Below are 25946 nucleotides of genomic sequence, written 5' to 3'. Positions count from 1 at the left end.
CATGGCCCTGCAACAGGGCGCGCTGGAATGTGGCGGTGCAGTATTTTGCCTCTTCAGCCTGCCGGTTGCGACTTAAGTGAGACTTAAACCGCCGCGCTACAAGGGCGTGCGCGTTCAATATGCCGAAAAAGTGGGCAAGAATGGCGCAAGGCTCCTGCATGCGCATGGCGTGCACGGGTACCTGACCGCATCACTAACACATGGAGTTTGAATGAGATACGTAAACCGCCTGGCACTTGTGGGTTCGATGGCAACGGCCATTCTTCTGGGCGCTTGCAGCAGCACACCGGTAGCACCTGTTGCACCTGCCCCTGCGGCACCTGCAGTCAAATCGGCACCTGCTCCCGCGCCAGCACCCCAGGCTGCCACTCCCGCCCCCGTCACCAAGGCCGAGCTGGCTGCCTACCTGGATCCGGCCAACCCCTTGAGCAAGGAAAAGAGCGTGTACTTTGACTTTGACCAGTACGCCGTCAAGCCCGAAGGTCAGCGCGTGCTGGAGATGCACGGCAAATACCTGGCGTCACACGCCGACGTCAAGATCAAGGTGGAAGGCAATACCGATGAACAAGGCGGAGCCGAATACAACCTAGCACTGGGCCAACGCCGTGCCGACGCTGTCGTGCGCGCGCTCAAGGTCTATGGCGTGAAGGACGCGCAAATGGAAGCAGTGAGCTTTGGCAAGGAAAAGCCAAAGGCTTTGGGCCATGACGAACAGTCGCATGCCCAGAACCGCCGCGTGGACCTGGACTATCCGGCCAAGTAAGCCGTACCGGGCGGGTGCATCGCACATGGATCGCACCCGGCCTGCCCAGCCGGAGTAACACCTGGGGCAGCAGTATCTCTAGCTGGCGGCATAAAATCGGGGGTTCTACAGGTAAATAGGCCTGTGATTCCCGCCCCATCAGCCCGAAAGCTATCTCAAATGCCCCAATACCGCTCCAAAACTTCCACCGCCGGTCGCAATATGGCGGGTGCCCGCTCGCTGTGGCGCGCCACCGGCATGAAGGACGCTGACTTCAGCAAGCCCATCGTCGCGGTGGTCAACTCCTTCACCCAGTTCGTGCCAGGCCATGTGCACCTGAAGGACCTGGGCCAGCTGGTCGCCCGCGAGATCGAGGCTGCGGGCGGTGTGGCCAAGGAGTTCAACACCATTGCCGTGGACGACGGCATCGCCATGGGCCACGACGGCATGCTGTATTCGCTGCCCAGCCGCGACATCATTGCCGACAGCGTGGAGTACATGGTCAACGCCCACTGCGCCGATGCCATGGTGTGCATCTCCAACTGCGACAAGATCACCCCCGGCATGCTGATGGCAGCCATGCGGCTGAACATCCCGGTGGTATTCGTCTCCGGTGGTCCCATGGAGGCCGGCAAGGTCAAGCTGGAGAACACGACCACGCACAAGATGGAATTCAAGAAGCTCGACCTGATCGACGCCATGGTGATGGCCGCCGACAACAAGGTCAGCGACGCCGACGTGGCCGAGGTGGAACGCTCTGCCTGCCCCACCTGCGGCTCCTGCTCCGGCATGTTCACTGCCAACTCCATGAACTGCCTGACCGAAGCGCTGGGCCTGTCCTTGCCCGGCAATGGCACCGTGGTGGCCACCCATGCAGACCGCGAGCAGCTGTTCAAGCGCGCCGGCCACCTGGTGGTGGAACTGTGCAAGCGCTACTACGAGCAGGAAGACAGCAGCGTCCTGCCGCGTTCCATGGGCTTCAAGGCCTTCGAGAATGCCATGACGCTGGACATTGCCATGGGCGGCTCGACCAACACCATCCTGCACATCCTGGCGATTGCGCAGGAAGCGCAAATCGACTTCACCATGGCTGACATTGACCGCCTCTCGCGCGCGGTGCCACAGCTGTGCAAGGTGGCGCCCAACACCAACAAGTACCACATCGAAGACGTGCACCGCGCAGGCGGCATCATGGCCATCCTGGGTGAACTCGACCGTGCCGGCAAACTGCACACCGACACCCCCACCGTGCACAGCAAGACGCTCAAGGACGCGCTGGACACCTGGGACATTGCCCGCAATCCGTCGGATGCGGTCAAGACCTTCTACATGGCCGGTCCCGGCGGCGTTCCGACGCAGGTGGCCTTCAGCCAGAACGCGCGTTGGCCCAGCCTGGATGTGGACCGCGCCGAGGGCTGCATCCGTTCGGGCGACCATGCTTTCTCTCAGGAAGGCGGCTTGGCCGTGCTGACCGGCAACATTGCGCTCAATGGCTGCGTGGTCAAGACCGCTGGTGTGGATGACAGCCTGATGGTGTTCGAAGGCCCGGCCCATGTGGTGGAAAGCCAGGACGAGGCGGTGGAACACATTCTGAACGACCAGGTCAAGGCCGGCGACGTGGTGATCGTGCGTTACGAAGGCCCCAAGGGTGGCCCCGGCATGCAGGAAATGCTCTACCCCACCAGCTACATCAAGTCCAAGGGTCTGGGCAAGCTCTGCGCCTTGCTGACCGACGGCCGCTTCTCCGGTGGCACCTCCGGCCTGTCCATTGGCCACTGCTCGCCCGAAGCGGCAGCGGGTGGCGCCATCGGCCTGGTGCGCACGGGCGACCGCATCCGCATCGACATCACGAGCCGTTCCATCAATGTGCTGGTGAGCGATGAAGAGTTGGCGCGCCGCCGCGTCGAGCAGGATGCCAAGGGCTGGAAGCCCGCACTGCCACGCCCACGCAAGGTATCTGCCGCGCTCAAGGCCTATGCCAAGCTGGTGATGTCGGCCGACAAGGGCGCCGTGCGCGACCTGTCTCTGCTGGACGACTGACCCCCGTCACACCGATCCACGAAGAGCCCGCACATGCGGGCTTTTTTATGGACAGTGTGCGGTATTGACGGTGCGCAAAAAAGCGCGCAATTGGCTGGTCTGACACATGGGCACAAGCACTTTACTGTGAGAACATGAAAGATCCATCCGTGTCAGTCCGAGGTGAATCCATGCACGTTCCTGTTGCTCCCACGCGATATCTCTTTTTCACCGGCAAAGGCGGGGTTGGCAAGACGTCGCTTTCTACCGCCACAGCGCTGTCCCTGGCTGACAGGGGCAAGCGTGTACTGTTGGTGAGTACTGATGCTGCTTCCAACCTGGATGAAATGCTGGGTGTAGTACTGAGGAATACACCGACGCCAGTCCCTGGTGCACCCGGATTCTGGGTCCTGAACATTGATCCCGGCCACGCGGCGGAGTCCTACCGCCAGAGGGTGGTGGCTCAGATGGCTGCGGAGTCCACGGAAGCCGAGTTGGCCACCGTGCGCGAGCAGCTGTCAGGCGCGTGCACCACCGAGATTGCATCTTTCGACGAGTTTGCAGCGCTGCTGTCGGACAGGGAGCAGCCATATGACCACGTCGTTTTCGATACGGCCCCGACTGGACACACATTGCGTCTGCTCAGCCTGCCCAAGGCGTGGAGCGGCTTTCTGGCAGGGAATGACCGAGGCGCATCGTGCCTGGGACCGCACTCTGGTCTGAAGATGCAGGAGACCCGATTCAAGGCGGCCCTGGATGCGTTGAGTGATCCCATGCTTACGGCAGTGGTGCTGGTGACCCGGCCGGAAGCAGGCGCCATAGCCGAAGCTGCACGCACATCCGATGAGCTCCACGCGCTCGGACTGCACAACCAGCGCCTGGTTGTGAATGGTGTCTTTCACGCCAGAGTGCGTGACGATGCGGTTGCCTGCGCCATGGAGCAGTTGGGTGCCCAGGTGCTGGATTCCATGCCGCAGAATTTGCGCGCCTTGCCGCAAGAGCGTGTGCTCTTGCGCGCATTTGACATGGTTGGTTTGCCGGCACTTCGGGCCCTATTGGGGCAAACCGACATACCAGCCGGTACAGACCCGGTTCCCTCGCTGCACAGGGAGGTTCATGGAGCCGGGCTGGAAGCCTTGGCTGATGAATTGGCCAAGTCGGAACATGGACTGATCATGGTGATGGGCAAAGGCGGCGTGGGCAAGACCACCATTGCCGCAGCCTTGTCGATTGGGCTGGTGCAGCGCGGCAAGTCGGTACACCTGAGCACCACGGATCCGGTCGCACACCTCTCGGTCACTTTGGCTGGAGAAGTGCCAGGCCTGCAGGTGGATCGCATTGACCCGCAGGTGGAAACCCAGCGTTACGTCGACAAGATCATGGCCACCAAAGGCGCCAAACTGGATGCGCAGGAGAAGGCGCTGATGCTGGAAGACCTGCGTTCTCCCTGTACCGAAGAGGTTGCAGTATTCCATGCGTTTTCCCGTGTGGTGGGAGAAGGCCGTAGCGCATTCGTGGTGCTCGATACCGCGCCCACTGGTCACTCGCTGCTGCTGATGGACGCGACGGGTGCGTACCACCGGCAAATGATGCGGGAATTTGAAGGGCAACCCAGCGCCCGTCTGGTGACTCCGCTGATGCGACTGCAGGATCCCGACTACACCCGCATCATCCTGGTGACATTGCCTGAGACCACTCCGGTGTCGCAGGCCCAGGCTCTGCAGGATGATCTGCGAAGGGCCAAGATAGAGCCCTTCGCCTGGGTGATCAACAAGAGTGTGCTTGCGGCCGGTACCCGTGATCCTTTGCTGGCGGCACGGCTCAAGGGCGAGCAAGTGCAGGTGGACCGCGTCCGCGAAGGATTTTCCCGACGAACGTATCTGGTTCCATGGAGGGTGCGTGCCCCGGTGGGAGTGGCTGCGCTGTCTGACCTGGTGACTCCCAATTCCGCCTGATCGGGCTTGCATCCGTTCAGGGTTTAATAAAGGCATGTCTTCCACATTTGTTGCACTCTGTGTTGCTCTGGGCATTGGTTTGCTGGTAGGCGCCGAGCGCGAGCGCAGAAAGGGCAGCAGTCCGGACCGCAGTGCCGCAGGCATACGCACCTTTGCCATTGCCTCCATCATGGGTGCTGTCGGCATGCTGATAGGGGATGTGGAACTGCTGGCCCTGGTGGTGTTCATGACGGGTTGCGCGGCCATGATTGCCTATCGCGCCAACCACAAGGAAGACCCCGGCCTCACCACCGAGTTCGCCCTGGTGCTGACCAGCATGCTGGGCGGTATGGCCGTGAAGAATGCGCTGTTGGCAGCGGGCGTAGGCGTATTGCTCGCACTCCTTCTGGTGGCGCGCAACGCCATTCATCACTTTGTGAAAACCCTGCTGACTGCGCAGGACCTGGAAGACACGCTGATCTTCTCGGCAACGGCCTTGATCGTCATGCCCCTGGTGCCGGACCAGTTCATGGGCCCGTTTCATGCACTCAATCCGCGCAATCTGGTGATGCTGGTGGTGGTGGTGATGGCGATCAGCGCGGCTGGGTACGTGGGCACGCGCTGGCTGGGGCCGCGCCACGGACTGCCGCTCGCTGGATTCGCTGCAGGCTTTGTGTCCAGCACGGCCACCATCCATTCCATGGGGCAGCGTTCCGTGGCAGACAGTTCCGTGGCCGCACCGGCTGTGGCGGGTGCGGTTCTCTCGTCGATCGCCACCTTCGTTCAAATGTCTGTTCTCATTGGCCTGGTGCAACCGGGTCTGCTCAGGTTGTTGGCGCTTCCCCTTCTTGCCGGTGGTGCGGTCGCTTTGCTTTACGGACTGTATTTCTTGTGGCGTGCCAGACGCGATGATTCCCACGAGCCCATGGAGCAGGCCAGTGGCCGGGCATTCAATCTTCGGACCTCGGTGACTTTTGCATTGTTGCTGGGGGTCGTCATGATCGTGTCTGCAGGCCTCAATGCTTGGCTGGGCGACCAGGGGCTGGTCTTGGGTGCAGTGGTTGCGGGCCTGGCCGATGCGCATGCCACGGCGGCGTCGGCCGCCTCCCTGGTTGCATCCGGAAAAATCCAGGCCACGCAAGCCGTGCTTCCCATCTTGCTGGGCTTGACCGCCAATACGCTGACCAAGGCGGTGGTTGCCTACCATGCCGCGGGAATGGCCTATGCCCGCAAGATCGTTCCGGGGCTGGCCACCATGATTCTGGCGGTCTGGGCGGGGTACTGGGTGGTTGCAGCGTGAGGTCTGCGGATCAATGTGTTGGCGACTTGTTGGCAATCCACACCAAGGGCAAGGTCAGGCAGACAAAAGCTGCGACACATTGCATGGCATGGGGGATGGTGATCTGGTCTCCCAGCCAGCCAAATGCCACCGGTGCGATGGAGCCAGCGCCTATGGTTCCGGTGTAGAACAGCGCAAATGCCCGTTCGCGCACGGAAGCGGGCACCAGTTCCGGAACGCTGCCGTACAGCACGGATGACGTGCCGTTGAGCGCCACGCCCAACAGCGGCAAGGTGGCCAATGCCAACTGCAACGGCAGCACCAGCACCGCCAGGATGATGACGGCCGTAGCAGCTTCCGTCAGCCAGACGGTCTTGACCATGCCCAAGCGCCGCCCCAGATAACCGCAGACCAGCTTGCCCACTGCGCCTCCCACAAACAACAAGGTCAGGGCGATGCCGGTCGTGGCCGTGTTCGCCCCTTTGGTCTGGAGCACAAAAGGCAGGAAGGTGAGGAAGCCCATGCGGGTGGCGCTGTCGATCACTGCCGTGCAGAGCAATGCCTTGAACCCGACGCTGTAGCTCTGCGCGGGTGCTGCAACCGATGGTGTAGCGGCAACCCCTGCGGTGCCGGGGCGCTGGGCGGTCGTGGTCGTCAGGGTCGGGATCAGCCAGGCCAGCAGACCCGCCATGCCCAGACCCAGCAGTCCAGTGGCGCTTGCACAGTGCTGCCAACTGAACCAGCCCAGTGCCAACCCGACAGCTGCGGGGACCAGCATCTTTCCAATGTCCCCCGCAAAGTTGTAGGTCGCCAGTGCCATGCGGGAGGCGTCCTTGTCATCCTCATGCGCCTGTGCCACCAACGACGATGCCAGGGGATGCTGTGTGCTTGCACCCAGACCTCCCAGCATCAATGCCAGCAGCAGGGCGGCCAGCGTGCCAGCCTGGCCCGCGATCAGGTAGGCCAGGCCCGACATGGCCATGCCTGCCACGAGCAACCCCTTGCGACCGATGCGCGCCGCAATCCTGCTGGCGAGCATCTGGAATGTGGCCATCACACCCGAGTACATGGCGCGCATCAAGCCCGCTGCGGCGTAGGAAAGGGCAAATTGCGATTGCCAGATGGGTAGCAACACGTAGACGAGGTCACTCATGCCGTCATGTGCCGCATGGGCGGTACTGGCGGCCAGCAATGCACGCTTTCGGCGTGCCTGCCCAGGCCGCATTGGTTCGGCTAGCGCGTTGTCAACGGAGGGCGCAATGCTGCCTGTCATTGGCATCAGAAGAATTGCCGATGCAACCAGAAGGCATTCATCTGCTAGTTCCGGGCGTGAGAAAGACCGTACTCGTCCACGCCTTCAAAATGCCGGAGTTCCTGGGACAGCTCGGAGATTGGTACGCCTTTCCTGCGGTCGAGGGAAATGGCGACAAAGCGCCATTCTTCGCGCTCGCCTACGCATTGAATGCTCAGGGTGCCATTGGCAATTTCGTAGCCACGCTCCAACGCCACCTTTTGCAGCACCGCCTGGCTGGGTACAAAGCCGGGGCGGAAGGTCATACGGATGGAGACAGCAGGGCGTGAAGGCAGCGACTTTTCCAGAATGGAAGCCCACATCATCAATGCGGCAGACAGCAGGGTGAGCAGAATGGCGGCGGAATAAAAGCCGATGCCCACCAGAATGCCGATGGCGGAGGACGACCAGATCGAGGCAGCCGTGGTCAGTCCACTGATGTTCATGCCTTCCTTCATGATCACGCCCGCACCCAGAAAGCCCACCCCGGTAACAATGCCCTGGATGACACGCGTCGGGTCGGGTGGGAGATGTCCGGCCAGTGATCCCAGTGAACTGCCTCCGTACCAGAACGCCGGATAGCCGACGATGACGGTCAGGCCACAAGAGGCCATGCAGACCAGGCCGTAGGTTCGCATTCCTGCGGCGCGGCCGTGGTAGGAGCGTTCGTACCCCACGAAAAGCCCCAGCAGCAGGGCGCCAAACAGATTGGCAAAGATGATCAGGTTGACCGTCAACTCCTGGGGTGACCAGTAACCAGCCATCAACTCGCCGAGCAGCTCTTTCATATTGTTTTCCTTACACGCGCAGTCTACCGCCAGCCGCTTGCGCAAACGGTCTTGCGACCGGCTTCGTTACTCACCCACCAGGTATCCCAGAAGCGCGCGGAACTCCGGAGAATCGGGCCTGCGCGCCATGATGTACAGGGGACCGGATTCAGGCTGGAAAGTCAGCTCGAAATTTCCGTCGTGCGGTGAGGTGAAGTAGCTGAAATTGGAGCCCTGGACGGCAGCCAGTTGATCAAAGGTATTGGAGTGAATCAGCAGGCGCTGGCTGGTGCGTGGCAGATGGTACTCGACCGGCGCATCCAGAACTTCAAAGCTCCCGTATGGCAGGTCAAAGGTTTCCACAAAGCGTTTGAAGCCATTTTGCCGGGCGTGTTCAAGCGCAGTCCTTCCATCAAAACCGGCCTGCATCAGGCGCGCTGGCGGTTTGGGGAGACGCCTGAACTCTGCGCTGTCCAGGTTGGCCGCGCGTTCCACACCCAGCTCATCATTGACAGCGTAGTGCGAAACCAGCAGCCGCTCGGGTGGGACGAGAAAGTAAAAGTCGTCCTGGACATGATGAAAGCCCGCTGTATCAACATAGCCTGCACCCCAGGTTGCATCCAGCGCGTACCAACGTCCTTCTACAAGAACAGCGTTCCAGACATGGTTGGGGATCTGTGCACTCTCCACACGTCCGCTGGGCGCGCCCTTTGCATATCCGGTGATGTTCTTGACTTGCAGGTTGGCCAACCTGGCCAGTTGGCTGAAGAGCATGGAATACCCGTCGCAAACAGCCTTGCGCTTGGCAAGAATCTCGGCCGCGTCCATGGGCTTGAGGTCACCGCTGAAATAGCTGGCGACGTCGTATTCAATGCGGTCCGTGATCCAGCGGAAGATGGCACGCGCCTTTTGGCGATCACTGCTGAGCCCGCTGGTCAGGTAGGCGGCGAGCGCTTCAGGAGACTTCTCCACATCCGGCGTTGCCTGCAGTGCATGCGCATCCACCTCCGCGGGGATGGGTAGCGCCGATTGCGCAGTCGCAAGGCCGGAGCAGGCGCACACGCATGCTGCCAGCACCCACCTTGCACCCTCAGAAATTGATATTGTCGACTTCATGTGGCTCTCCCCACAGTGCCTGCCTTGGGCAATTTTCCTACCCTGTTCCACCAGTATCCGACGGAACGCAGCCGTTGCCGAGCTTTTTTTGAAGAGACAAAGGTGGCCCGGGGTTAGCCCCGGCGTATAGCGCTAGGGGAATTGGCTCACGTGCGATCAACTTCCGCCAGGGGCAGTCGTGCAAGGCCTGCGCCCGCGTCACCCAGGTTGAACACGGCGATGGTCCGGCTGAGGCGCTGCGCTTCGTCGCTCAGGCCTTGGGCTGCCGCGGCGCTTTCCTCCACCAAAGCAGAGTTCTGGTGGGTAAGGTGGTCCAGTTCGGATATGGCGGTGCCCACCTGGGCGATGCCTTCGCTCTGTGCAGAGTCGGCTGTGCTGATCTGGCCGATGATGGTGGACACTTGCTGCACCGACGCATTGATTTCCAGCATGGTCTGTCCGGCATGGGATACCAGCCCCGAACCCTTTTTCACATGGGCTTCGCTCGCCAGAATCAGCGACCGTATCTCCTTGGCTGCATCGGCCGAACGGCCGGCGAGGCTGCGCACCTCGCTGGCCACGACGGCAAAGCCGCGGCCTTGCTCACCCGCACGGGCTGCTTCCACTGCGGCATTGAGCGCCAGGATGTTGGTCTGGAAGGCAATGCCGTCGATGACGCCGATGATGTCGGCAATGCGTCGGGATGATGCATCGATGAGCTGCATGGTTTCAATCACTTGGTCCATCACTTCACCACCACGGCCAGCAACCTGTGCCGCGGACACTGCCAGCTGGTTCGCTTCGACAGCGGACCTGGCACTGTGCTGAACGGTTTGCGTCAGCGTGCCCATGTGGGACGCGACCTTTTCCAGATTGGCGGCCGCATGTTCGGTGCGGTGGCTCAGGTCCTGGTTGCCGGAGGCGATTTCGGAGCTGGCACTTTGCACGCTCTGGGCCACGTTGGCCACCTGGGCAATGGAGTGGTGCAGTGCAGTCTGCATCTTGCTGACCGCTTGCATCAAGTCTGCCATTTCGTCCGAACCTTCCAGAACCAGGTTGGCGGACAAGTCGCCGTGGGCGATTCCTTCTGCGGCCTGCTGTACCTTTTGCACGGGTCGCACGATGGAGCGGGTGATGCCGATGGCTAACAGCGCGCCAAAGGCCAGCAACGCAACCAAGATACCCACTACCAGCTGGGTCGAATGCCGGAAGGTGGATTGCGAAGCCTCGAAGCTGGTGGCCGAGGCCGCTTCATTGAGTGCGACCAATTTGGTCAGTGCGGCGCTGGCTGCTGCATAGGCCTTCTGCGAATCACCAATCAGAAATGTTCGGGACAGGGGCAGCTCGGTCATCCCTCTCTTGGACAGTTCAATCAGTTTCGGTTGCGTCTCTTCGTAAGCCTTGAGTGCGCGTCTGAAGTCTTCAAATGCAGCCCGCTCGTCGGCAGGCAGCTCGCGCTTGTCATAGCTGTTGAAGTAACCGGAGAAACGCTGTTGGGCAGCACCAATGACCTTGTCCAGATCATCTTTCTCATCTGCGTCGAAGGTCAGAACGTGGCGGTTTTCCAGCAACCGGATTTCGCTGATGGATTCCTGCAATCGCCCGGCCAGTGCAACGCTGGGCAGGTTGCTGGCCGCAATGAGCTTGGTGGCTTGATTGACCTGCATGAGTTCAAACAGTGCCAGCAACCCCATGGAAAGGGACAGCAGGAGAACCAGCCCGAACCCGAAGATCAGGCGAGAACCAATTCTGAATCGGTTGAGTTGCATGGCTGTCTCCCAGGCTGTTCCGTTGCAGGCGACTACTTCGAGTAGGTCAGAACAAAGAACTTGTCCGCAAAGAATGTATTGGCGTAGTACGGTGAAACGCTGGTCGTTATCTTCTTGGCGTAGTCCGCGCTGCCCTCTGCCGTGACGGCATAGATCTTCTTTGTCTTGGGGTGCATGGCCATGGTACGCACGCCGGCTTGGGTGCCCAGCGCCTCGACCGGTTTGTAGGTGTCGGCATCCACCTGCTCGAACACGTTGAGAACGGCATTCACGCCGTTGGCCAGGAATATCCGCTTGAGATCCGGATCGTAGACCACGTCATCGTTGCCACCGCCTATCTCTGCGGTGTAGATCACAGCTCCTGTCTGGCCATTGAGAACCTGGAAGCTGGGTTTGACCGTGGCGCTGCCGCGGCAGCCAACAAAAATGCGATCCCTGGCGGAATCAATGGCCAAGCCATTGGTCTGGGCGCAACCGGGCGTTGGCCACTTGGCCGTCACCTTCAGTTCCTTGGTATCCAAGCGATATACCGCGTTCTCGTCTCGTGAGGCGAGGTAGAAATTGCCTTTGCCATCCGCTTCCGCATGTTCCGGCTTCTTGGCGCTTACCTTGATGGTGCCGACCTTTTGCAGGGAAGGGATCTGAAGGACGATCAGTTCCGTTCCGTCCGCGCCGGCGGCCATATTCACCACAACCCGTTGGGTGGCGGGGTCGTAGTGTGCAGAGTCGAGTTCCTCGCCCAGTTTCAAGTCTGCCTGTGCTTCCAGTGTGGAGAGCTTGAATGGGGTCAGTGTGCCGTTTTCGTTGTACGACAAACCCAGATCAAAGGCCGGGATCAGCAGCGCCCCATTGGCGCTGTCGCTGGCGGTATTGCCAATGACCTTGATGACCTTGCCCGAAGCGATGTCAAACACCTGCAGTCCATTGCCCCGTCGGCCAATGAACAGATGGTTGTTTGCTGCATCCAGGGATACATAGTCCCAGGCGGAGTTCTTGCCTGGAATGGCGGTCGCGCTTTCCAGCCTCCATCCGTCAAAGGCAAATGCGCTTGCGGACAATGCGGTGGCGCTGGCAAGAAGAATGTGGGCAGCGAGCCTACGCAGTTGCATATTGTCTCCCTCGTTGGAATGTTGTTGCGGGGAGCGCAATCAAATCACACGGGGGCGACGCTTCACAGTAGTACTTTCCACATACTTGCATGCGGGGTGGCCTGTCCTGATGCCGGGATCAGGAGGTGAAATCAATCGAGAGTGGCGCAATTGCTGCGCCACTTCCGGCAAATCTTTACGAGAGGTGCTTGCCGGCGAGACCTGTCAGTTCGAACATCGTTACTTCGGGTTTGCCAAGTACGGCCTTGAGCTTTGCATCACACAGGATGTTGCGCTTGTTGGCGGGGTTCTGCAGGTTATGTGCCTTGATGTATTCCCACAGCTTCTTGATCACTTCGGTGCGGGGTAGCGGAGCGGGGCCCACAATCGCTGCCAGCTCGGCGCTGGGCTTGAGGGCTTTCATGAAAGCAGATTCTTTCTTGGGGGCTGTTGTCATTGGATTGGTTCCTTTGGATGGGGAGGGCGAAGTGTATCGCCTGATGCACAGGCGGCCCTGCGACCCCCATCCAGCCCGCAATGCTCAGTTGCTGGTATTGACGGCCTTGGCCTGCAATACCGTACGGCGCCGTACGCTCCAGGCCAATGCACCCATGGCCAATCCCAGGAGCATGACCGTACCGGGTTCCGGTACATCGGTTACGGGTTGTGCAGCGCCGGCCAGCATGAAGATGTCGCCAAAACCGCCGCTGTCACAAGGGCCGATCGAACCGCCATTGGCCAACGCGGGACCGGAGCCCCTCACGCCGTTGTTGAAGCAACCCATCCACACTTGGATGGACATCGTGTCATAGCCATTGCTCAGCGCACTCTGCAGGTCCATGCCTGGGAAATAGTTGATGAACTCGACTGCGTTGCTTGCCCGGTTGGTATTGACCAGTTGTCCCCCTTGTGGGCAGGTCGATCCATCCGGAGATGGGTAGGAAATGGTACTGCTGACTACGCAGATGCTGCCGACGGTAACCGCGAAGTCACCAGCACCTGGTGTGTTCATCGTGGTGGCGCTGAATGTCTTGGTTGTGTGATACGCCGTCGGGTCCTTGAAGATCGTTGCGGCGCCGCCGGATGTATCCAGTGCCTGGGTTTCAAAGCTGATATCGGCCTTCACGCCTTGTGTGTCGCGCAAGGTGACCATGGTCCAGATAGGCAGGGAAGCCGTGCTGTTTTGCGGGTTGTTGAAGTCAAACGCAAACATCAACTGGTGGTACAGATTGTCGAATGTCAGTTTGTTGATCAGATCGCCAATGCCGATATCCCAGCTGTGGGCCGTGTCGTTGGCCAAGGCGCCGTTATTGGTCGGATCGTTGTTGTCGCCAGTGCGAAAGTACTTGACCGTGCCACCATTGTTTGTCGTAAAGCCGTTCTCGGTGGGGCCGGCGAAGTCGCCGTTGTTTAGGATGTTGCCGCCGTTGGATGCCACGACAAGCGTTCCCTGGAGCGCGCCTTGAGAGGCGGCAAACCCGTAAGAGCCCGTGAATCCAGGCGTGTTCTGGGAAGCAAGGTAGTCCATGACCGCAGTGGAGCAGGAAACCACATTGCCAAACGTGGCGCAAGCCGAGTTCGGGGTCGGATAGGTAGCGGAGTAAGCGGGAAGGCTAACCAGATCAGCGTGACTGGATACGGCCGTCAGCAGCATGGCGGCTGACATGGCAAGGTTTTTGAACGTGGTTTTCATGGTGCTTTCCCCTTTATTAAATGTAATATTTTCACATTTGCAAGAAAGGTGCCAGGAAATTTTGTTCTTTTAATTCAATGCGTTACGGGATTAGGCACATCTTCAAGAAGAAAAGTGTAAGAAGCTCCGACACTCATGATCTGAAGTCCATAGCACTTCGTTTCAAGGCATCGCTCACCCCCCCCACCTGCGCGAAACCCACCGGGAGACTTTGTCCACATTTGCCGCTGGTCATGAAAGAGCTACCGTTCATCCGCACTCTTTCCAAGCAAGACAGAAGTCGATAGACTGTCTATAAATGTGATTTATTCACATTGTTCGATTGACGCAAAGCTCGTTACTCCAAATATAAAGTTCAGCATATGTCTCGTTTGACTGCTTCAAATCAAAGCCAAAGATCTCAAATTCAGTCGGGGCCAAGACGCATGGTTGCATATAAAAAACCACGTGGATTCACGCTCATTGAGTTAATGATTACGGTGGCAGTTATTGGAATCTTGGCGTCAATTGCTTTGCCATCGTATAACTCCTACGTCAGAAGAGGACGCAGAGCAGATGCAGAGGCCCAGTTGCTGAATATTGCAAATAGACAGCAACAATATTTGGTTGATCGACGTGCATATTCCAGCAGCATTACCGGGGCGGCCTCGTCCGGAGGGCTGGCTTTAGTCATACCAACAAATGTCAGTAATTATTACAAGTTGGACGATACAACGCTTTCAGTAAATAACACCACTGCGCCGCCAACTTTTACAGTGACCGCCCAGCCGCTTAATGATCAAACCAAGGATAGTTGCGGAAACCTTAGCATAGATCAGAGTGGGAATAAAACCGCTGCAGGTACTGGGACATGCTGGTAATGAAGTGGCGACATATCGCACTTAACAGCGGATTCACTCTGATTGAGATGATGGTTGTCATTGCTATTGTGGCCATTTTGGCTTCAATAGCTGCGCCGTCATTTACAACCGTTGTTGGCACAATGAATGCAAAAACAACTGCCTCTGAATTAATAAGCGACCTGACATTGGCACGGTCAGAGGCGCTAAAACGCAATGCCAGTGTATCTATCACGCCAATCAATAACTCCTGGGCGAACGGCTGGCAAGTATCGGTCGGTACAACGACACTCAGTTCCCATGGTTCATTGAAAAGTTCCATTTCCATATCGAATATCAGCTCAAGCGGAATACAGTTTTCTGCAGCTGGCCGTTTGACGTCAGATACCAATCCGGGAAACGCAAGCTGGAAGATATCGTCTTCCATTTCCGGGGTTACTTCGCGATGTATCACAGTTACCAGTACGGGGGCTGCGCATGCCACGATCTGTTAGTCGCACCCTCCGCTTGCAGTTGGGGACCTCATTGATTGAAGTGCTCGTGACGTTGGTCATAGTCGCATTTGGGCTTCTGGGTCTGGCCGGTTTTATTACCAAGTCAACTGCGATCACCACGGATACCAGCCAGCGTGCCCGTGCGGTTTCACTCGTAAACGATATGACCAGCAGGATTACGGCAAATCGCGCCAACGCAGCGGACTACGTAACTGCAATATCTACCTACACCGGAACTATTGCAGGTGGCGCCAGTGTTGACTGCTCAACAATAGCAACACCGACGCGAGCCAAAACGGATGTTTGCGAATGGAACAATCTGTTGTATGGCACAAATGACGGCGGCAGCGGAGCCACGGCTCTGGGTTACCGCGGATGCATTTCTCAGGTGCCGGGCAACAATCCCGCAAGTTATGAGGTCATCGTGGCTTGGGGAACAGCATCGTCCGGCTATCCGCCTGCCAATACGTGTGGGCAATCTGTTTTTGGTGATTCATATCGCCGAACATTGCGTATGCAAGTTCGTGTGGCCTGTTTGACCTGCTAGAGACTGTCCAAATGACCCGCTTTCAGCAAGGATTTTCCTTAATTGAGCTGATGATTTCAATCACGATTGGAATTGTCGTACTGTTGGGGCTCACAATTCTATATTCAGTCAATACAACAGGGCAGCGTGCAAATGAACAAGTCCTGCAAAGGATGGAAAATGTTCGATATGCCTCCGACATATTGACAGAAGACCTGTTGCACGCGGGTTATTACTCCGATGTGAGTACAACGTCGCTGAGCCAAGGGGTTACATATACCTCTGTAGCCCCTTGCGCCAAGTATGACTCAACCTACACACCAACGCCCGCGTCCATGAGCATGGGCTGGAACAGCGGCAACGGAATCAACCCTGCAAACTTTCCTGCAGCGATACTCGGCGTGTCAAAGGACGATACTACAACCAGTTGCCTCGCAAATCGTAAATCGGGAACAGCGGCAATCGTCGTCAGACACGCCCAGACTGACGCGGGCCTAACAATAACAGCCTCAAGTGATCCCACAACGGCAGGCGATTTATATATACAGATTTCGCAATGCTCTCAGGATACGAACAGAATCCTGGTAAGTCCGGGTCCAAGCAGCAACTTCACAAATAATACTATTCGTGATAGCTCGTGTACTTCCAACGTAAGCACAGTCCGTAGGCTGATGCAAAGAGTCTATTACATAGCAGGTTGCGACGACTGCACAGGTAGTGGAGATGGCATTCCGACCCTTAAACGCCTGGAATACATAAACGGAACAGCACAGATTCTTTCCATAGCAGAAGGAATCGAAAATATGCAATTTGAATACGGCCAAGATACTAACGGTGATGGCGTTCCAGACGCATACTTTTCCGACACTTCAACCATATCAAGTGCCCTGCCTGCAGCCTGGTCGCAAATCACTGCAATCAAAGTCAATCTGCTCGGCAGAGATTTAACCAGCACAAGCGGATACGCAGATTCCAGAACCTACAAACTGGGGCCGGTAACATTAACAACGCCGTCAGACGGTTACAAGCGCACTTTGATTGCAACGACAGTTCGACTTAATAACGTAGCCGGGAGGCTGGAGTGAATTACAAAACTTATGCAGCTCAGCGGCGACAAAATGGCTCCGTCCTGATAGTCGCGTTGGTCTTCATTGCTCTCTTTGCACTCATGGCAACTATGGTGTTTAGAGGTTCATTGTCGAGCGTGCAGGCTTTGGGAAATATGCAATGGCGTAATGAAGGTGTTAACGCGGCAAATGATGCCATCGACTTGTTGATAAGTGATAGCCACACATTCAGCCAGCCACAAACAGTTGCCAACAGCAAATTCAATTTCAGTGTGACTGGTGAGAGCAATGGTGCGAACATTGTTGTGCAATTCAAGCCAGATGCTTCAGGAAATAAAGGTCCGAAGTGTGTGCGTGCGGTACCCATCCCGGCGTCGCAACTGGATGCCACAAAGCAGGCTGATATTTCCTGCATGGGCACAGATTCAAATGTCAATTCTGGCTTAGTGACTACCAGCGCTAGTGGGGCAACTACCGGAATCGCGCAAGCCGCGTCAATCTGCTCTCAAGTGGAGTATTCGCTGAATCTTGAGGCTACGGACAACGTAACAGGAACCGTTGTCGACGTTGTGCAGGGAGTAGGGGTACGGGTGGCAACCACCGCAGTGCCAACCTGCAATTAAGAGAAATTAAGAGGTCCAATCATGATCTGTCTTTATAAACGGATACTCGTCGCTTTGATGGTCCTGCTAGGTTTGACCTATCAGGGATATGCGTCGGCTGCAGATATAGATATATTCAGCGGAGGGGCGGGTAGCGGTGTCGCCCCAAACGTACTCGTGCTGCTCGACAATACGTCAAACTGGTCGGCTTCCAATCAGGCGTGGGATGCAAGTAGTACTTATCAGCTGTGCGTCAATGGGGGGAGTTCTTCAGTTGCCGACTGTCAGATGTTGATAACACAAATTTTCTATGTGGGAAGCAACAACAAAAAGCCTTGGGAAACCGGATTCAGTGCAAACAAGGACAATATATCGCTAACACAAGGTCAGGTTGAACTGCGTTCGCTAAAGCTGGTTCTGAATAGCCTCGTATGTCAGGCTACAACCCCACTTTCAATAAATGTAGGTCTGGAGCTGCTGGCCTCGCAATCAGTAAACAGCAATGGAGACTCGGTCGGAGTAATCAATTTTGCAGTTCAAAATCTCAGTGCCACGAGCCCGAATTCAAACCCCTCCAGCTGCGCCAATTTATTTACAACGCTAAACGCCATCGATAGCAATATCACTAGTCCCACTTATAAAGCACCTTCAAACGCGAATTATGGAGCGGCTCTGTACGAGGCATTCAAGTATTTTGGTGGCTATGCCAATCCCACTGATGCCGCTAAAGGCAAGGGAAGCTCACCAACCGGTGCACAGGGCTACGGTCCGACACGCTTTTCCAAGGTAAATTCACTGGATGACGCCAATGCATTTACAGATAGCACCAAAGCTGTTTACAACAGTCCGATAGTAGCTAGCAACAGCTGCGCAAACAACTATTTAATTCTGATTGGCAATACCTACCCAAATGCAGAACCCAGCGGAAGTCCTGCATCATTCTCCAACCTTGGCTACACTCCTCCCACCTTGCCGGCTGCCACTTCAGATACTAGTCGGTACGCGGATGAATGGGCGTATTTTCTTGCCAATGGCGATGTAAGTTCATTGTCGGGACAGCAGGTGGTAAAGACATTTGCGGTCAATGTTTTCAAGGACAAAGAGGATTCGAGTCAATCCAAATTACTGTTATCTATGGCGAATCAAGGAGGTCTCGGGCCTTCTGCCTATCTGGCTGTGGGTGGAGATTTGTATGCTCTGGTCAGCAATCTCCGTTCTACTTTCATCAAGATCGCTTCTGTTGACAGTGTATTTACGGCGACTACGTTGCCAGTTTCCACAACGACTCAAGGCACATACCTCAACCAGATATTTGTCGGAATGTTCAAACCCTCCAGTGCTGGGAATCCGCGCTGGTACGGAAATCTAAAACAGTACAAGCTTGGTTTCACCAACAATACACTTGATTTGTTGGATGATCAAAATAAATCTGCCATATCAAATGGATTTTTCAGTACAACGGCAATAAGTTATTGGACCACGGATAGTGTATTTTTTGCCAACGCGCAATTGGGTACCCCTAGTGATAGTCCAGACGGGAAAGTTGTCGAGAAAGGCGGCGCTGCTGAGGTTTTGCGAAATTCCAACTTGCTTAACAGTGCAAGCCGCAAGGTCTACACGACGGTATCATCTCCGGCAACTAATACTTCACTTAGCTCTGTCCCTTTCAGCTACGCCAATGTTTCATCCCGAATTACCGGCACTACCATTGATTCGAATTGGGTAAATTGGGTACGAGGTGAAAATAATCAGGCCAACACTGCGACAGGCGCTGAGGATTATGCGGGTTCATATTCCGTCAATGGAACGACGACGACTCTGCCCTCCGGTGGTGCTCGCCCGAGCATGCATGCGGATGTACTCCACTCACGGCCCTTTGCGCTGAATTATGGTGCATCCAGCTCGAGTGGTGGAGTAGTGGTGTATTACGGAACTAACGATGGATATTTGCACGCAATTGATGGAAGCCAGACGGCAACTACTGGTGGATCAGAGCTATGGTCCTTTATTCCGCCAGAGTTCTATGACTCCAGTATCAGGATCGCACCAAGTCTGAATCTTTACAATTCACCGCAAAATTCCACCACTGACAAGATATTGCCGGACAGATTGCACGATGCTTCCCCATTGATGAATCTGCCTGAAAATGATTCAACAGGTAAGTACGTTGCCAGTGGAACTGGTTCCACCGAGCCGAAGCCCTACGGAATGGATGGGGGAATCGGGGTATACGCTTCTTACGACTCTGCAGGTACGACGCTTGGCGAGGCGATTATTTACCCGACTATGCGTCGGGGAGGGCGAACAGTTTACGCTTTGGATGTGACGTCTAAGACCAATCCCAAATATTTGTGGAAGATTACTGGCGGAAGCAGTGGCACGTCCGGGTATTCAAAGCTTGCTCAAACCTGGTCTTTGCCCAAACCGTTGGTGCGAAGCAGTGGTTCCACCAAGCCGACCGTGGTTCTTCTTATGGGCGGAGGATATGATGATAATGAAGATACTTGCTATGGAAGTTCCTCCATTTCCTGTCCAACGTCTCCAGTAAATTCCACTCCCAGTTCTGGAAATGCGGTATTTGTAATAAATGGTCGAACGGGCGCACTCATCAAGCGATTTGACACGGATTACTCCGTGCCATCCGATCTAACCCTAGTTGATACCAATCGCGACGGAATCATTGATCGGGCATACTTTGCCGACGTGCGTGGCAATCTGTATCGGATTGACCTTCCTTCAGATACCAATGCTGATCTGTCATTAAGTGCTACGTGGGACAGTGCATCCATAACAAAGATTGCGAGCCTGGGTGGCAAGGTTTTCTTTCCGCCTGACGTGGTAGTAACAAGCAATTTCGTTGCCGTATTGTTGGGAACAGGTGATCGCGAAAAACCTTTGCAAAATACCACCGCTGATCATTTCTTCCTAATCAAAGACAATGTTGGCGCACCACGTTCCAGTGCTTTGTCTATTGGTGATCTGGGTGAAATTGCAAAAATGACAGATCCTGTGGATTCCTCCACTGGAATTCCTACGCCAGTAGCTACTGCGGGCCAGTCTTACACCAACGGTTGCTATTTGACGCTAACCACTGTCGGGGAAAAAGTCATTAATGCGCCCCTCACTGCCAGTGGAGTAACCTACTTCAGTACCAATCGCCCTACACCCAAGAATACGAACCAATGCACTGCTGACTTAGGGCAAGCGCTGACTTATCAGCTCCCTTTGTTTTGCGTGGCGCCAGGTACGCCAACAAATATTACGGGAGGCGGACTTGCACCGAACCCAGTTGGAGGAGTGGTTTTGATTACAAATGCTGATAATTCGACCCAGAAGGTTAACTTCCTGATCGGCGCCGGGACAAACAACTCCAACTTTTCACCCAAGCAACCGGATCCTTCCATCAGTGCGCGGCGGTCACGTCTGTACTGGAGAATCGACGATTCCAATCGCTGAATTTTGACTTGTTGCTCGCAACAGTGCGCGTGCCGAACCTTTACTTTGATGCTATTGACTTGTACGTCAGGTGATACAGCAAAAGAGGTAGCGGCATGCGCAACCAGTGGCTGCGTACAAACACGGCGCGGTGTGCAAGCCAGGTTGTCCACCCGAACGCGCTGGTGTGCACGGGCCTGAGGGCATGCTCGAACAGCCAGTTGCGCAGGAAGGTCGGATAGGGGCTGGTACCCAGGCGCCCCAGATCTGCAAACACCCGCGCGGGTACCTGGGTGTGGTAGAGCCGGTTGCATTGTGTGAGCGCATCCAGCAAGGGCAAAGCCAGATTCAATGCGTTCGCGCGAGCCACGAGATCGCGCCAGAACTGCTCTTCAGCTCCGAAATCAGAAAGCAACAGGTGCAGATCGTGAAGATCGCGCAAGCCTTTGTGGAACTCGCCAAAGAACAAGTGGCATGCCGAGTGAATGACCATGTCCGCCCGACCCAATACCCTGAAGAATGACAAATTTCCCGACAGAGGTATGGATGCTTCAAACAGATCTTTGGGGTCGGGCTTGATTCCGGAAGTGGGGGGCAATATGGTGTGGTGCACGTCCAGCACTGTCGCGCGATGCTTGTGTTCCAGGGGCGGGATTTCGTGCATCCAGTTCCTGTAATAACGCTGGTCGTAAGCGCTGGTGTGCGAGGGCAGCCAGCCCGCCCACAGGAGCCGCTCTTCGGCCGCCGCCAACGCGTGCTTGGGAACCATGATGTCGATGTCATTGAAGAGTCGCCCCAATGAGGCATGGTGCTGCAGTCCACAGTAGGCAGCACCCTTGAGCAAGACAACGGGCATTCCCAGAGGCTCCAGTGCCTCCCGCAGTGCAATCAACTCGCTTTCAATCGCAGCGGTGTGTTTGTCTGCAATGGTTTTAGCAATGGTCAGATGGCGTCGCGCCGCTGCAGGCGCCGCAGCCAGTACATCCGCTTTGTCCAGCGCCACATAGAGCTGCGCCATGAGCTCAGCAGATCGACTTTGCCAGACGAGCGCCTCCCATTCCCGGACGCCATACGAAAAGGCGATTTCGGGGACTCGCAAAGTGTCGACCAGCAGATGCGTTGTGGCCCGTGGCTTCATGGTGAATTCAGCCAGAGGCGGTCAATTTCAGGAATTACCTGATCGAAAGACGAATATTCGATGCGATAGGCCCTCACCTGGTCAATCAGGCGACCAAGGGCTTCGAATCCTGCACCCGCCAGCACCGGGAAATTGAAGGTGTGTCGCGTCATCTCGAGCAGCGCCTGGGCCTTGCCTTCTGGCACGCTATGCAATGAAGCACCATTGCGATAGCGGGGGAATACCAACAATGTCGGAAGAGCCCGTTGCTCCATGGATAGAACGCTCTGCAGAGGCGGCCGCACGTGGGCGATGGAGCCCTTTGCCGTATCGTGGCAAACCTTGCCCAGCACAATCTCGTTCCCCAGCGCCCGGACGACACCAATTGACTGGTTCTTGAGGCTGATGGGGCGCACAATGGGTTGAACCAGACCATCCTCCAGGCGTACCAGTGTCAGTTCGTCGGATAGAAGTCTCCAGCCGTCGTGAACCAGTGCGGCACACAAGGTACTTTTGCCCGATCCCGGATCGGCGGCGAGGATGAGGCATTGACCATTGCGTTCTACCACTGCGCCGTGAATGGCCAGATGATCGTGCGCGTGTGAGGAGATCACCCAGTTCAATCCCCACTCGAGCATCGGGAAGGCTTGCGTCAGCGGCAGAGGCTTGAAGGGGATCCTACCGTCGCAATCCAGACTGATCTGCGGTCTGAAGAACTTTCGCAACAGATTGGGGCTTCGAAGCTGCACTTCAAAGTCAACGAACGTGTCTTCGCCAAGGACGGGGAAGTCCCGGTAGAGCAACCGCAGCTCCTTGGCCAATCCAGGCAGTCTGGAGCGGATACGGACGCAGAACGGGCCGCAGGGAATCAGCAGGCCCGTCTCGGAAAGCACCCGTTGCAATCCGTCAGGTGTGAAATCCGAAACTCTCAATTCAACCTGTCAAAGATTTTGAGCTCTACCAATTCCTCGACAAATGAGCGCGAGACTCGAGTCCCCGGCTGGCCATCGAAATGGTCTGGCAGATTCTCGATGATGTCGTCCTGTTCAACGATTTGAACGCGTTGGGGCGCGTACAGCAACCCCTGAAACACGGGGGGAAGAATATGGCTTTCACTGGTTTGTGGCACGAAGACGGCTACGCCGTCGGAGTAGCCTCTCCAAAGCACTCCGGGACATAGCTTCAATGCACAGACGGGCGTCGAGAGCGAATCAATCAAATCTAGTTCTCAGGGCTGCCATTGCACCAGAGGTCTGCGGTTCTTCCGTAGATGTCGACCCTGTTTACAAACGCTGCCAGTGAGTTCTTGTCCACACAGGCTGCCTGGAATGCGGAAATGACCGCCGAGGCCGTCTGCATGCCCAGCACAGGGTAGCGCGCACCGTAAAACTGTGCATTGAGCAGCGCGGCAACCGCTTGCATCCCGGTGTTGTCAGCGGCGCCAAACTTGTTGGGATTCTTGGACGCGGGGCCGACATCCTGCAGCTTCACATTAGGATCGTTATAGAAATTCACGCCGAACACGTCGTTGAATTTGGCGGTCCTGGGATAGTTGATATACAGCGTAGGTGAGGAAGTCCATAGGCCGACCCCATTGTTGTTCCACCAGAAGCCTGGGCTGCAACCACAAGGGTTGACCGTACCGGTACGGGAAAGATTGCCGGAGGCCAGCTCAGAACCGGTACAGGTACCCCAGCCCGCCACCGCAGAGCGGCCTGGCAACGTCAACAGTACGGCAGTTCCAGCAGTGCCCAATCGCCGACGGCCTTGATTGACCTTGGCGACAGACGCTTCTGACGATGTGACGGTTGTATCGTTTTCTTCGAGATCGTTCATATCGGGACTCCACGCATTACCTGCGACTATTTGATTTGGTACCTAATATAGTTGATGCGTGTGATTTTTGCACATTTATTTTGTGAGGCTTCCCGGTTGTTTGCCCCGGCCTCCGATTGCATGGGAATATGTTACATTTTATAGACGGTGAACATAGTTCTTCAAGACCCGTTGGCGGTTCGCCCGATTCGGCCGATGAATGGATGGAAAAGCTGTAGGAGATGGCTCCCTTTGATGCTTCAGATTGCCTGTGCAACGGGGTTGCGAGGGCTCGCATTTTCAAATTGTTGATAATCTGAGGCAATTCGCGGATCCCCCACTTCATGCATGACCAGATCAGTTGGACCACACACGCCTTCATCAAGGTGCTGAAGCCGCTCGTGCGGCTGGGACTGCGCATGGGCATGAAATACAAGCAGATTGACCTGGCTGTACGTACAGTTTTGTTGGAGGAAGCGCAACTGATGCTGACCTCCGGCATTGGCCGCTCCAACGTAAGTCAGTTGTCGATTGCCACCGGTATCAACCGCAAGGATGTGACCGCGCGCCTGGAGGCCATGGCCTCCGAGCCTCCGGCACCGCCTTTGCCCCCCTCCGCCATGGTGCTCACTGCCTGGATGGATCTGGTGTCGCAGGATCCCTCCATGAGACGCCTGGCGTTGACCAGTTCCGACGAAACGCCGTCCTTTGACAAACTGGCAGCGCAGGGCAGTCGTGGCAACGTGCATCACCGCGCCATGCTGGACGATTTGTTGCGCCTGGGCATGGCGACCGAAGATCGTGGGTACGTTGAGCTGAAGTCCGATCAGTTCATTCCCGCCAATGATCTGCAGTACATGCTCAATTTCCTGGCAGACCATACGGGAGACCATCTGCAAGCGGCTGTCCACAACGTGCTGGCAGATCCCCCGAAGCTGTTGGAACAGGCGGTGTATGCCGATGGCATTTCGCAGAAAGAATGCGAACGCATCCATCAATTGGCGCGTAAGCGCTGGGCCGGCCTGCATCAGGAGATGGTCAAGGAGATGAAGCTGGCCGTGGCGCGTTCCCCCGATGGAGATCAGCGCATCAAGGTCGGCATTTACACCTGGTATGAGGGCCCTAAGTCAGAAGCTCAAGCACCGCAGAGGGATACCCAATGAAAAAATGGCTGGCTACGATTTTCGTCCTGGCAGGCCTGGTACTTGTTGCCTGCGGAGGTGGCGCCGGCGGGCTTGGCAATCTGGCGTCCGGTGGCGACGGAGGTGTGGGCTCGGGCGGAACCGGAATATCCGGAGGAAGTGTTGGCTATGTGGCGGGCTTTGGCAGTATCTACGTCAACGGCACCCGCTACGACATCAGTGGCGTCACTCCTGCCTTGGCAGACGACACTGAACTTCGGCTGGGCATGTCGGTCAAGGTGACCGGCACTGTTTCAGCAGATTTTTCAACCGGCGTTGCCAGCAGCGTGGAGTCGGAGGTAGACGCACGTGGCCAGGTAAGCAATCTCAGCACTTCCGTAGGAAGCATGCAGGTGCAGGGGCTGAATATCGCCACCGATTCGGAAACCGTGTACGACGGCGTTGCTGGACTGGGGAGCCTGGTCAACGGCGACTGGGTGAAGGTGTACGGGCAGGTCTCCGGCAGCGACCCGTTGCGTGCGAGCCGCATTGAAAAGCTGTCCAGCGCGCCCAGTGGCTTGGTCGTGAGCGGTGCGATCAGCCAACTTGACAAGACCCATCAGCAGTTCACTCTGGGAAGTCTCACCATCAATTACGCCTCGGCCGCATTCACTGGCGCCATCGATGCGAATTCCATCAGCAATGGCATGGTGGTGCGCGTACGTTCAAGCACGGCCCCCGTTGCCGGTGTACTGACTGCCAGCAGCATCAAGCTCTGGTACCCGTTGACACTCGTAGATAACGCACCACTCAGCGTGGATGGGGTGATCGGCGCTTATGCCGCTCCCAATTCATTCAAAGTGCTGGGGTATTCTGTGGACGCGTCGAGTGCGACAGTTTCCGGGGGAACCGTCAGCACGCTTGCCAACGGTGTGAAGGTGGAAGTGACGGGTCTGGTCCACAACGGCATTCTGGTGGCCAGCAGTGTGGTGATCCGTCAGGTTCCTAATGTGCCGGGGCCTGCGCGCTATACCGCCACCGGCCCCATCGTGCAGTTTGTTTCCGCTGCCAGCTTCAAGGTACAGGGACAGGCCATTGATGCCAGCGGCAGTGTGACGTATAGCGGTGGAACCCAGGCCCAGTTGGCCAACCAGGTGAAAGTCACGGTGGTAGGGTCCCATGTGGTGAACGGTGTCCTGATCGCCGACACTGTGACCTTCAATCCGTAATCGCCGAGGCATTTCCCGCCGCGA

General features: G+C 56.6%; 22 protein-coding genes. 12 read left to right on the top strand and 10 right to left on the bottom strand.

Annotation, left to right across the window (positions count from 1 at the left end):
• The first annotated feature begins 211 nt into the window (after positions 1 to 211).
• From pal to AC1RMF_RS05550, 4 genes are all read left to right on the top strand, one after another.
• Positions 212 to 763, top strand: coding sequence for a peptidoglycan-associated lipoprotein Pal (gene pal / locus AC1RMF_RS05565; RefSeq protein ID WP_342616207.1), 552 nt, complete (start codon positions 212 to 214; stop codon positions 761 to 763).
• A gap of 159 nt (positions 764 to 922) precedes the next feature.
• Positions 923 to 2782, top strand: a complete 1860-nt coding sequence (gene ilvD, locus AC1RMF_RS05560; protein WP_493140272.1) for a dihydroxy-acid dehydratase — start codon at positions 923 to 925, stop codon at positions 2780 to 2782.
• A 170-nt stretch (positions 2783 to 2952) separates the two neighbouring features.
• A complete protein-coding gene (arsA, locus tag AC1RMF_RS05555; RefSeq protein ID WP_493140270.1) occupies positions 2953 to 4716 on the top strand; it encodes an arsenical pump-driving ATPase in 1764 nt (587 codons plus the stop codon).
• Positions 4717 to 4750: 34 nt separating this feature from the next.
• Positions 4751 to 5995 (top strand): MgtC/SapB family protein, encoded by a 1245-nt coding sequence (locus tag AC1RMF_RS05550; protein ID WP_493140268.1) that lies wholly within the window; start codon positions 4751 to 4753, stop codon positions 5993 to 5995.
• A gap of 10 nt (positions 5996 to 6005) precedes the next feature.
• Here AC1RMF_RS05550 and AC1RMF_RS05545 read toward each other — a convergent pair whose 3' ends face one another.
• The 7 genes from AC1RMF_RS05545 to AC1RMF_RS05515 all read right to left on the bottom strand — a co-directional run bounded on the left by AC1RMF_RS05545 (position 6006) and on the right by AC1RMF_RS05515 (position 13677).
• Positions 6006 to 7127: an MFS transporter gene (locus AC1RMF_RS05545; protein ID WP_493140266.1), complete on the bottom strand. Its 1122-nt coding sequence runs from the start codon at positions 7125 to 7127 to the stop codon at positions 6006 to 6008.
• 164 nt (positions 7128 to 7291) lie between these two features.
• Positions 7292 to 8053 carry an MgtC/SapB family protein gene (locus AC1RMF_RS05540; RefSeq protein ID WP_342616212.1) on the bottom strand — a complete coding sequence of 254 codons (762 nt, stop codon included), beginning with the start codon at positions 8051 to 8053 and terminating at the stop codon, positions 7292 to 7294.
• 66 nt (positions 8054 to 8119) lie between these two features.
• Positions 8120 to 9148: a transglutaminase domain-containing protein gene (locus tag AC1RMF_RS05535; RefSeq protein ID WP_493140263.1), complete on the bottom strand. Its 1029-nt coding sequence runs from the start codon at positions 9146 to 9148 to the stop codon at positions 8120 to 8122.
• Between the two features lie 146 nt (positions 9149 to 9294).
• Complete coding sequence (locus AC1RMF_RS05530; protein WP_493140261.1) at positions 9295 to 10896, bottom strand: methyl-accepting chemotaxis protein; 1602 nt, start codon at positions 10894 to 10896, stop codon at positions 9295 to 9297.
• Positions 10897 to 10928: 32 nt separating this feature from the next.
• The gene (locus AC1RMF_RS05525) at positions 10929 to 12005 is read right to left on the bottom strand and encodes a YncE family protein (RefSeq protein WP_493140258.1); all 1077 of its coding nucleotides are present in this window, start codon (positions 12003 to 12005) and stop codon (positions 10929 to 10931) included.
• 175 nt (positions 12006 to 12180) lie between these two features.
• Positions 12181 to 12441 carry an SWIB/MDM2 domain-containing protein gene (locus tag AC1RMF_RS05520; RefSeq protein WP_342616216.1) on the bottom strand — a complete coding sequence of 87 codons (261 nt, stop codon included), beginning with the start codon at positions 12439 to 12441 and terminating at the stop codon, positions 12181 to 12183.
• A gap of 84 nt (positions 12442 to 12525) precedes the next feature.
• A complete protein-coding gene (locus AC1RMF_RS05515) occupies positions 12526 to 13677 on the bottom strand; it encodes a PEP-CTERM sorting domain-containing protein (RefSeq protein WP_493140255.1) in 1152 nt (383 codons plus the stop codon).
• Between the two features lie 362 nt (positions 13678 to 14039).
• On the opposite strand from AC1RMF_RS05515, the gene AC1RMF_RS05510 reads away from it, so the two are divergent.
• Genes AC1RMF_RS05510 through AC1RMF_RS05485 form a run of 6 tightly spaced genes read left to right on the top strand, consistent with a single transcriptional unit; the run spans position 14040 to position 20661 of the window.
• Positions 14040 to 14537 (top strand): type IV pilin protein, encoded by a 498-nt coding sequence (locus AC1RMF_RS05510; RefSeq protein WP_493140253.1) that lies wholly within the window; start codon positions 14040 to 14042, stop codon positions 14535 to 14537.
• A complete protein-coding gene (locus AC1RMF_RS05505; RefSeq protein WP_493140251.1) occupies positions 14528 to 15010 on the top strand; it encodes a GspH/FimT family pseudopilin in 483 nt (160 codons plus the stop codon). The genes AC1RMF_RS05510 and AC1RMF_RS05505 overlap by 10 nt, the downstream gene beginning before the upstream one ends.
• Positions 14994 to 15557, top strand: a complete 564-nt coding sequence (gene pilV, locus AC1RMF_RS05500) for a type IV pilus modification protein PilV (RefSeq protein ID WP_493140249.1) — start codon at positions 14994 to 14996, stop codon at positions 15555 to 15557. The genes AC1RMF_RS05505 and pilV overlap by 17 nt, the downstream gene beginning before the upstream one ends.
• Positions 15558 to 15568: 11 nt before the next feature.
• Positions 15569 to 16621 (top strand): PilW family protein, encoded by a 1053-nt coding sequence (locus tag AC1RMF_RS05495; RefSeq protein WP_493140247.1) that lies wholly within the window; start codon positions 15569 to 15571, stop codon positions 16619 to 16621.
• On the top strand, positions 16618 to 17226 hold the full coding sequence (locus tag AC1RMF_RS05490) for a hypothetical protein (protein WP_493140245.1): 609 nt from the start codon (positions 16618 to 16620) through the stop codon (positions 17224 to 17226). The genes AC1RMF_RS05495 and AC1RMF_RS05490 overlap by 4 nt, the downstream gene beginning before the upstream one ends.
• Positions 17227 to 17247: 21 nt before the next feature.
• Entirely contained in the window at positions 17248 to 20661 is a 3414-nt protein-coding gene (locus AC1RMF_RS05485; protein ID WP_493140243.1) for a pilus assembly protein, read from the top strand.
• Positions 20662 to 20701: 40 nt separating this feature from the next.
• Here AC1RMF_RS05485 and AC1RMF_RS05480 read toward each other — a convergent pair whose 3' ends face one another.
• The 3 genes from AC1RMF_RS05480 to AC1RMF_RS05470 all read right to left on the bottom strand — a co-directional run bounded on the left by AC1RMF_RS05480 (position 20702) and on the right by AC1RMF_RS05470 (position 23593).
• On the bottom strand, positions 20702 to 21778 hold the full coding sequence (locus tag AC1RMF_RS05480) for a nucleotidyltransferase family protein (protein ID WP_493140241.1): 1077 nt from the start codon (positions 21776 to 21778) through the stop codon (positions 20702 to 20704).
• On the bottom strand, positions 21775 to 22650 hold the full coding sequence (locus AC1RMF_RS05475) for an HprK-related kinase A (RefSeq protein ID WP_342621090.1): 876 nt from the start codon (positions 22648 to 22650) through the stop codon (positions 21775 to 21777). Before AC1RMF_RS05475 ends, AC1RMF_RS05480 begins: the two co-directional genes overlap by 4 nt.
• 328 nt (positions 22651 to 22978) lie before the next feature.
• Positions 22979 to 23593 (bottom strand): hypothetical protein, encoded by a 615-nt coding sequence (locus tag AC1RMF_RS05470; RefSeq protein ID WP_342616225.1) that lies wholly within the window; start codon positions 23591 to 23593, stop codon positions 22979 to 22981.
• A 323-nt stretch (positions 23594 to 23916) separates the two neighbouring features.
• Between AC1RMF_RS05470 and AC1RMF_RS05465 the strand changes: the two genes are divergently transcribed.
• Together AC1RMF_RS05465 and AC1RMF_RS05460 are read left to right on the top strand one after the other, a co-directional pair.
• Entirely contained in the window at positions 23917 to 24735 is an 819-nt protein-coding gene (locus tag AC1RMF_RS05465) for a DUF6502 family protein (RefSeq protein WP_493140239.1), read from the top strand.
• The gene (locus AC1RMF_RS05460; protein WP_493140237.1) at positions 24732 to 25922 is read left to right on the top strand and encodes a DUF5666 domain-containing protein; all 1191 of its coding nucleotides are present in this window, start codon (positions 24732 to 24734) and stop codon (positions 25920 to 25922) included. Before AC1RMF_RS05465 ends, AC1RMF_RS05460 begins: the two co-directional genes overlap by 4 nt.
• Positions 25923 to 25946 lie beyond the last annotated feature (24 nt).

The organism is Rhodoferax sp. GW822-FHT04A08 (assembly GCF_058801025.1).
The sequence above is the reverse complement of the archived record's forward strand: the minus strand, read 5'-3'. Positions and strand labels throughout refer to the sequence as shown.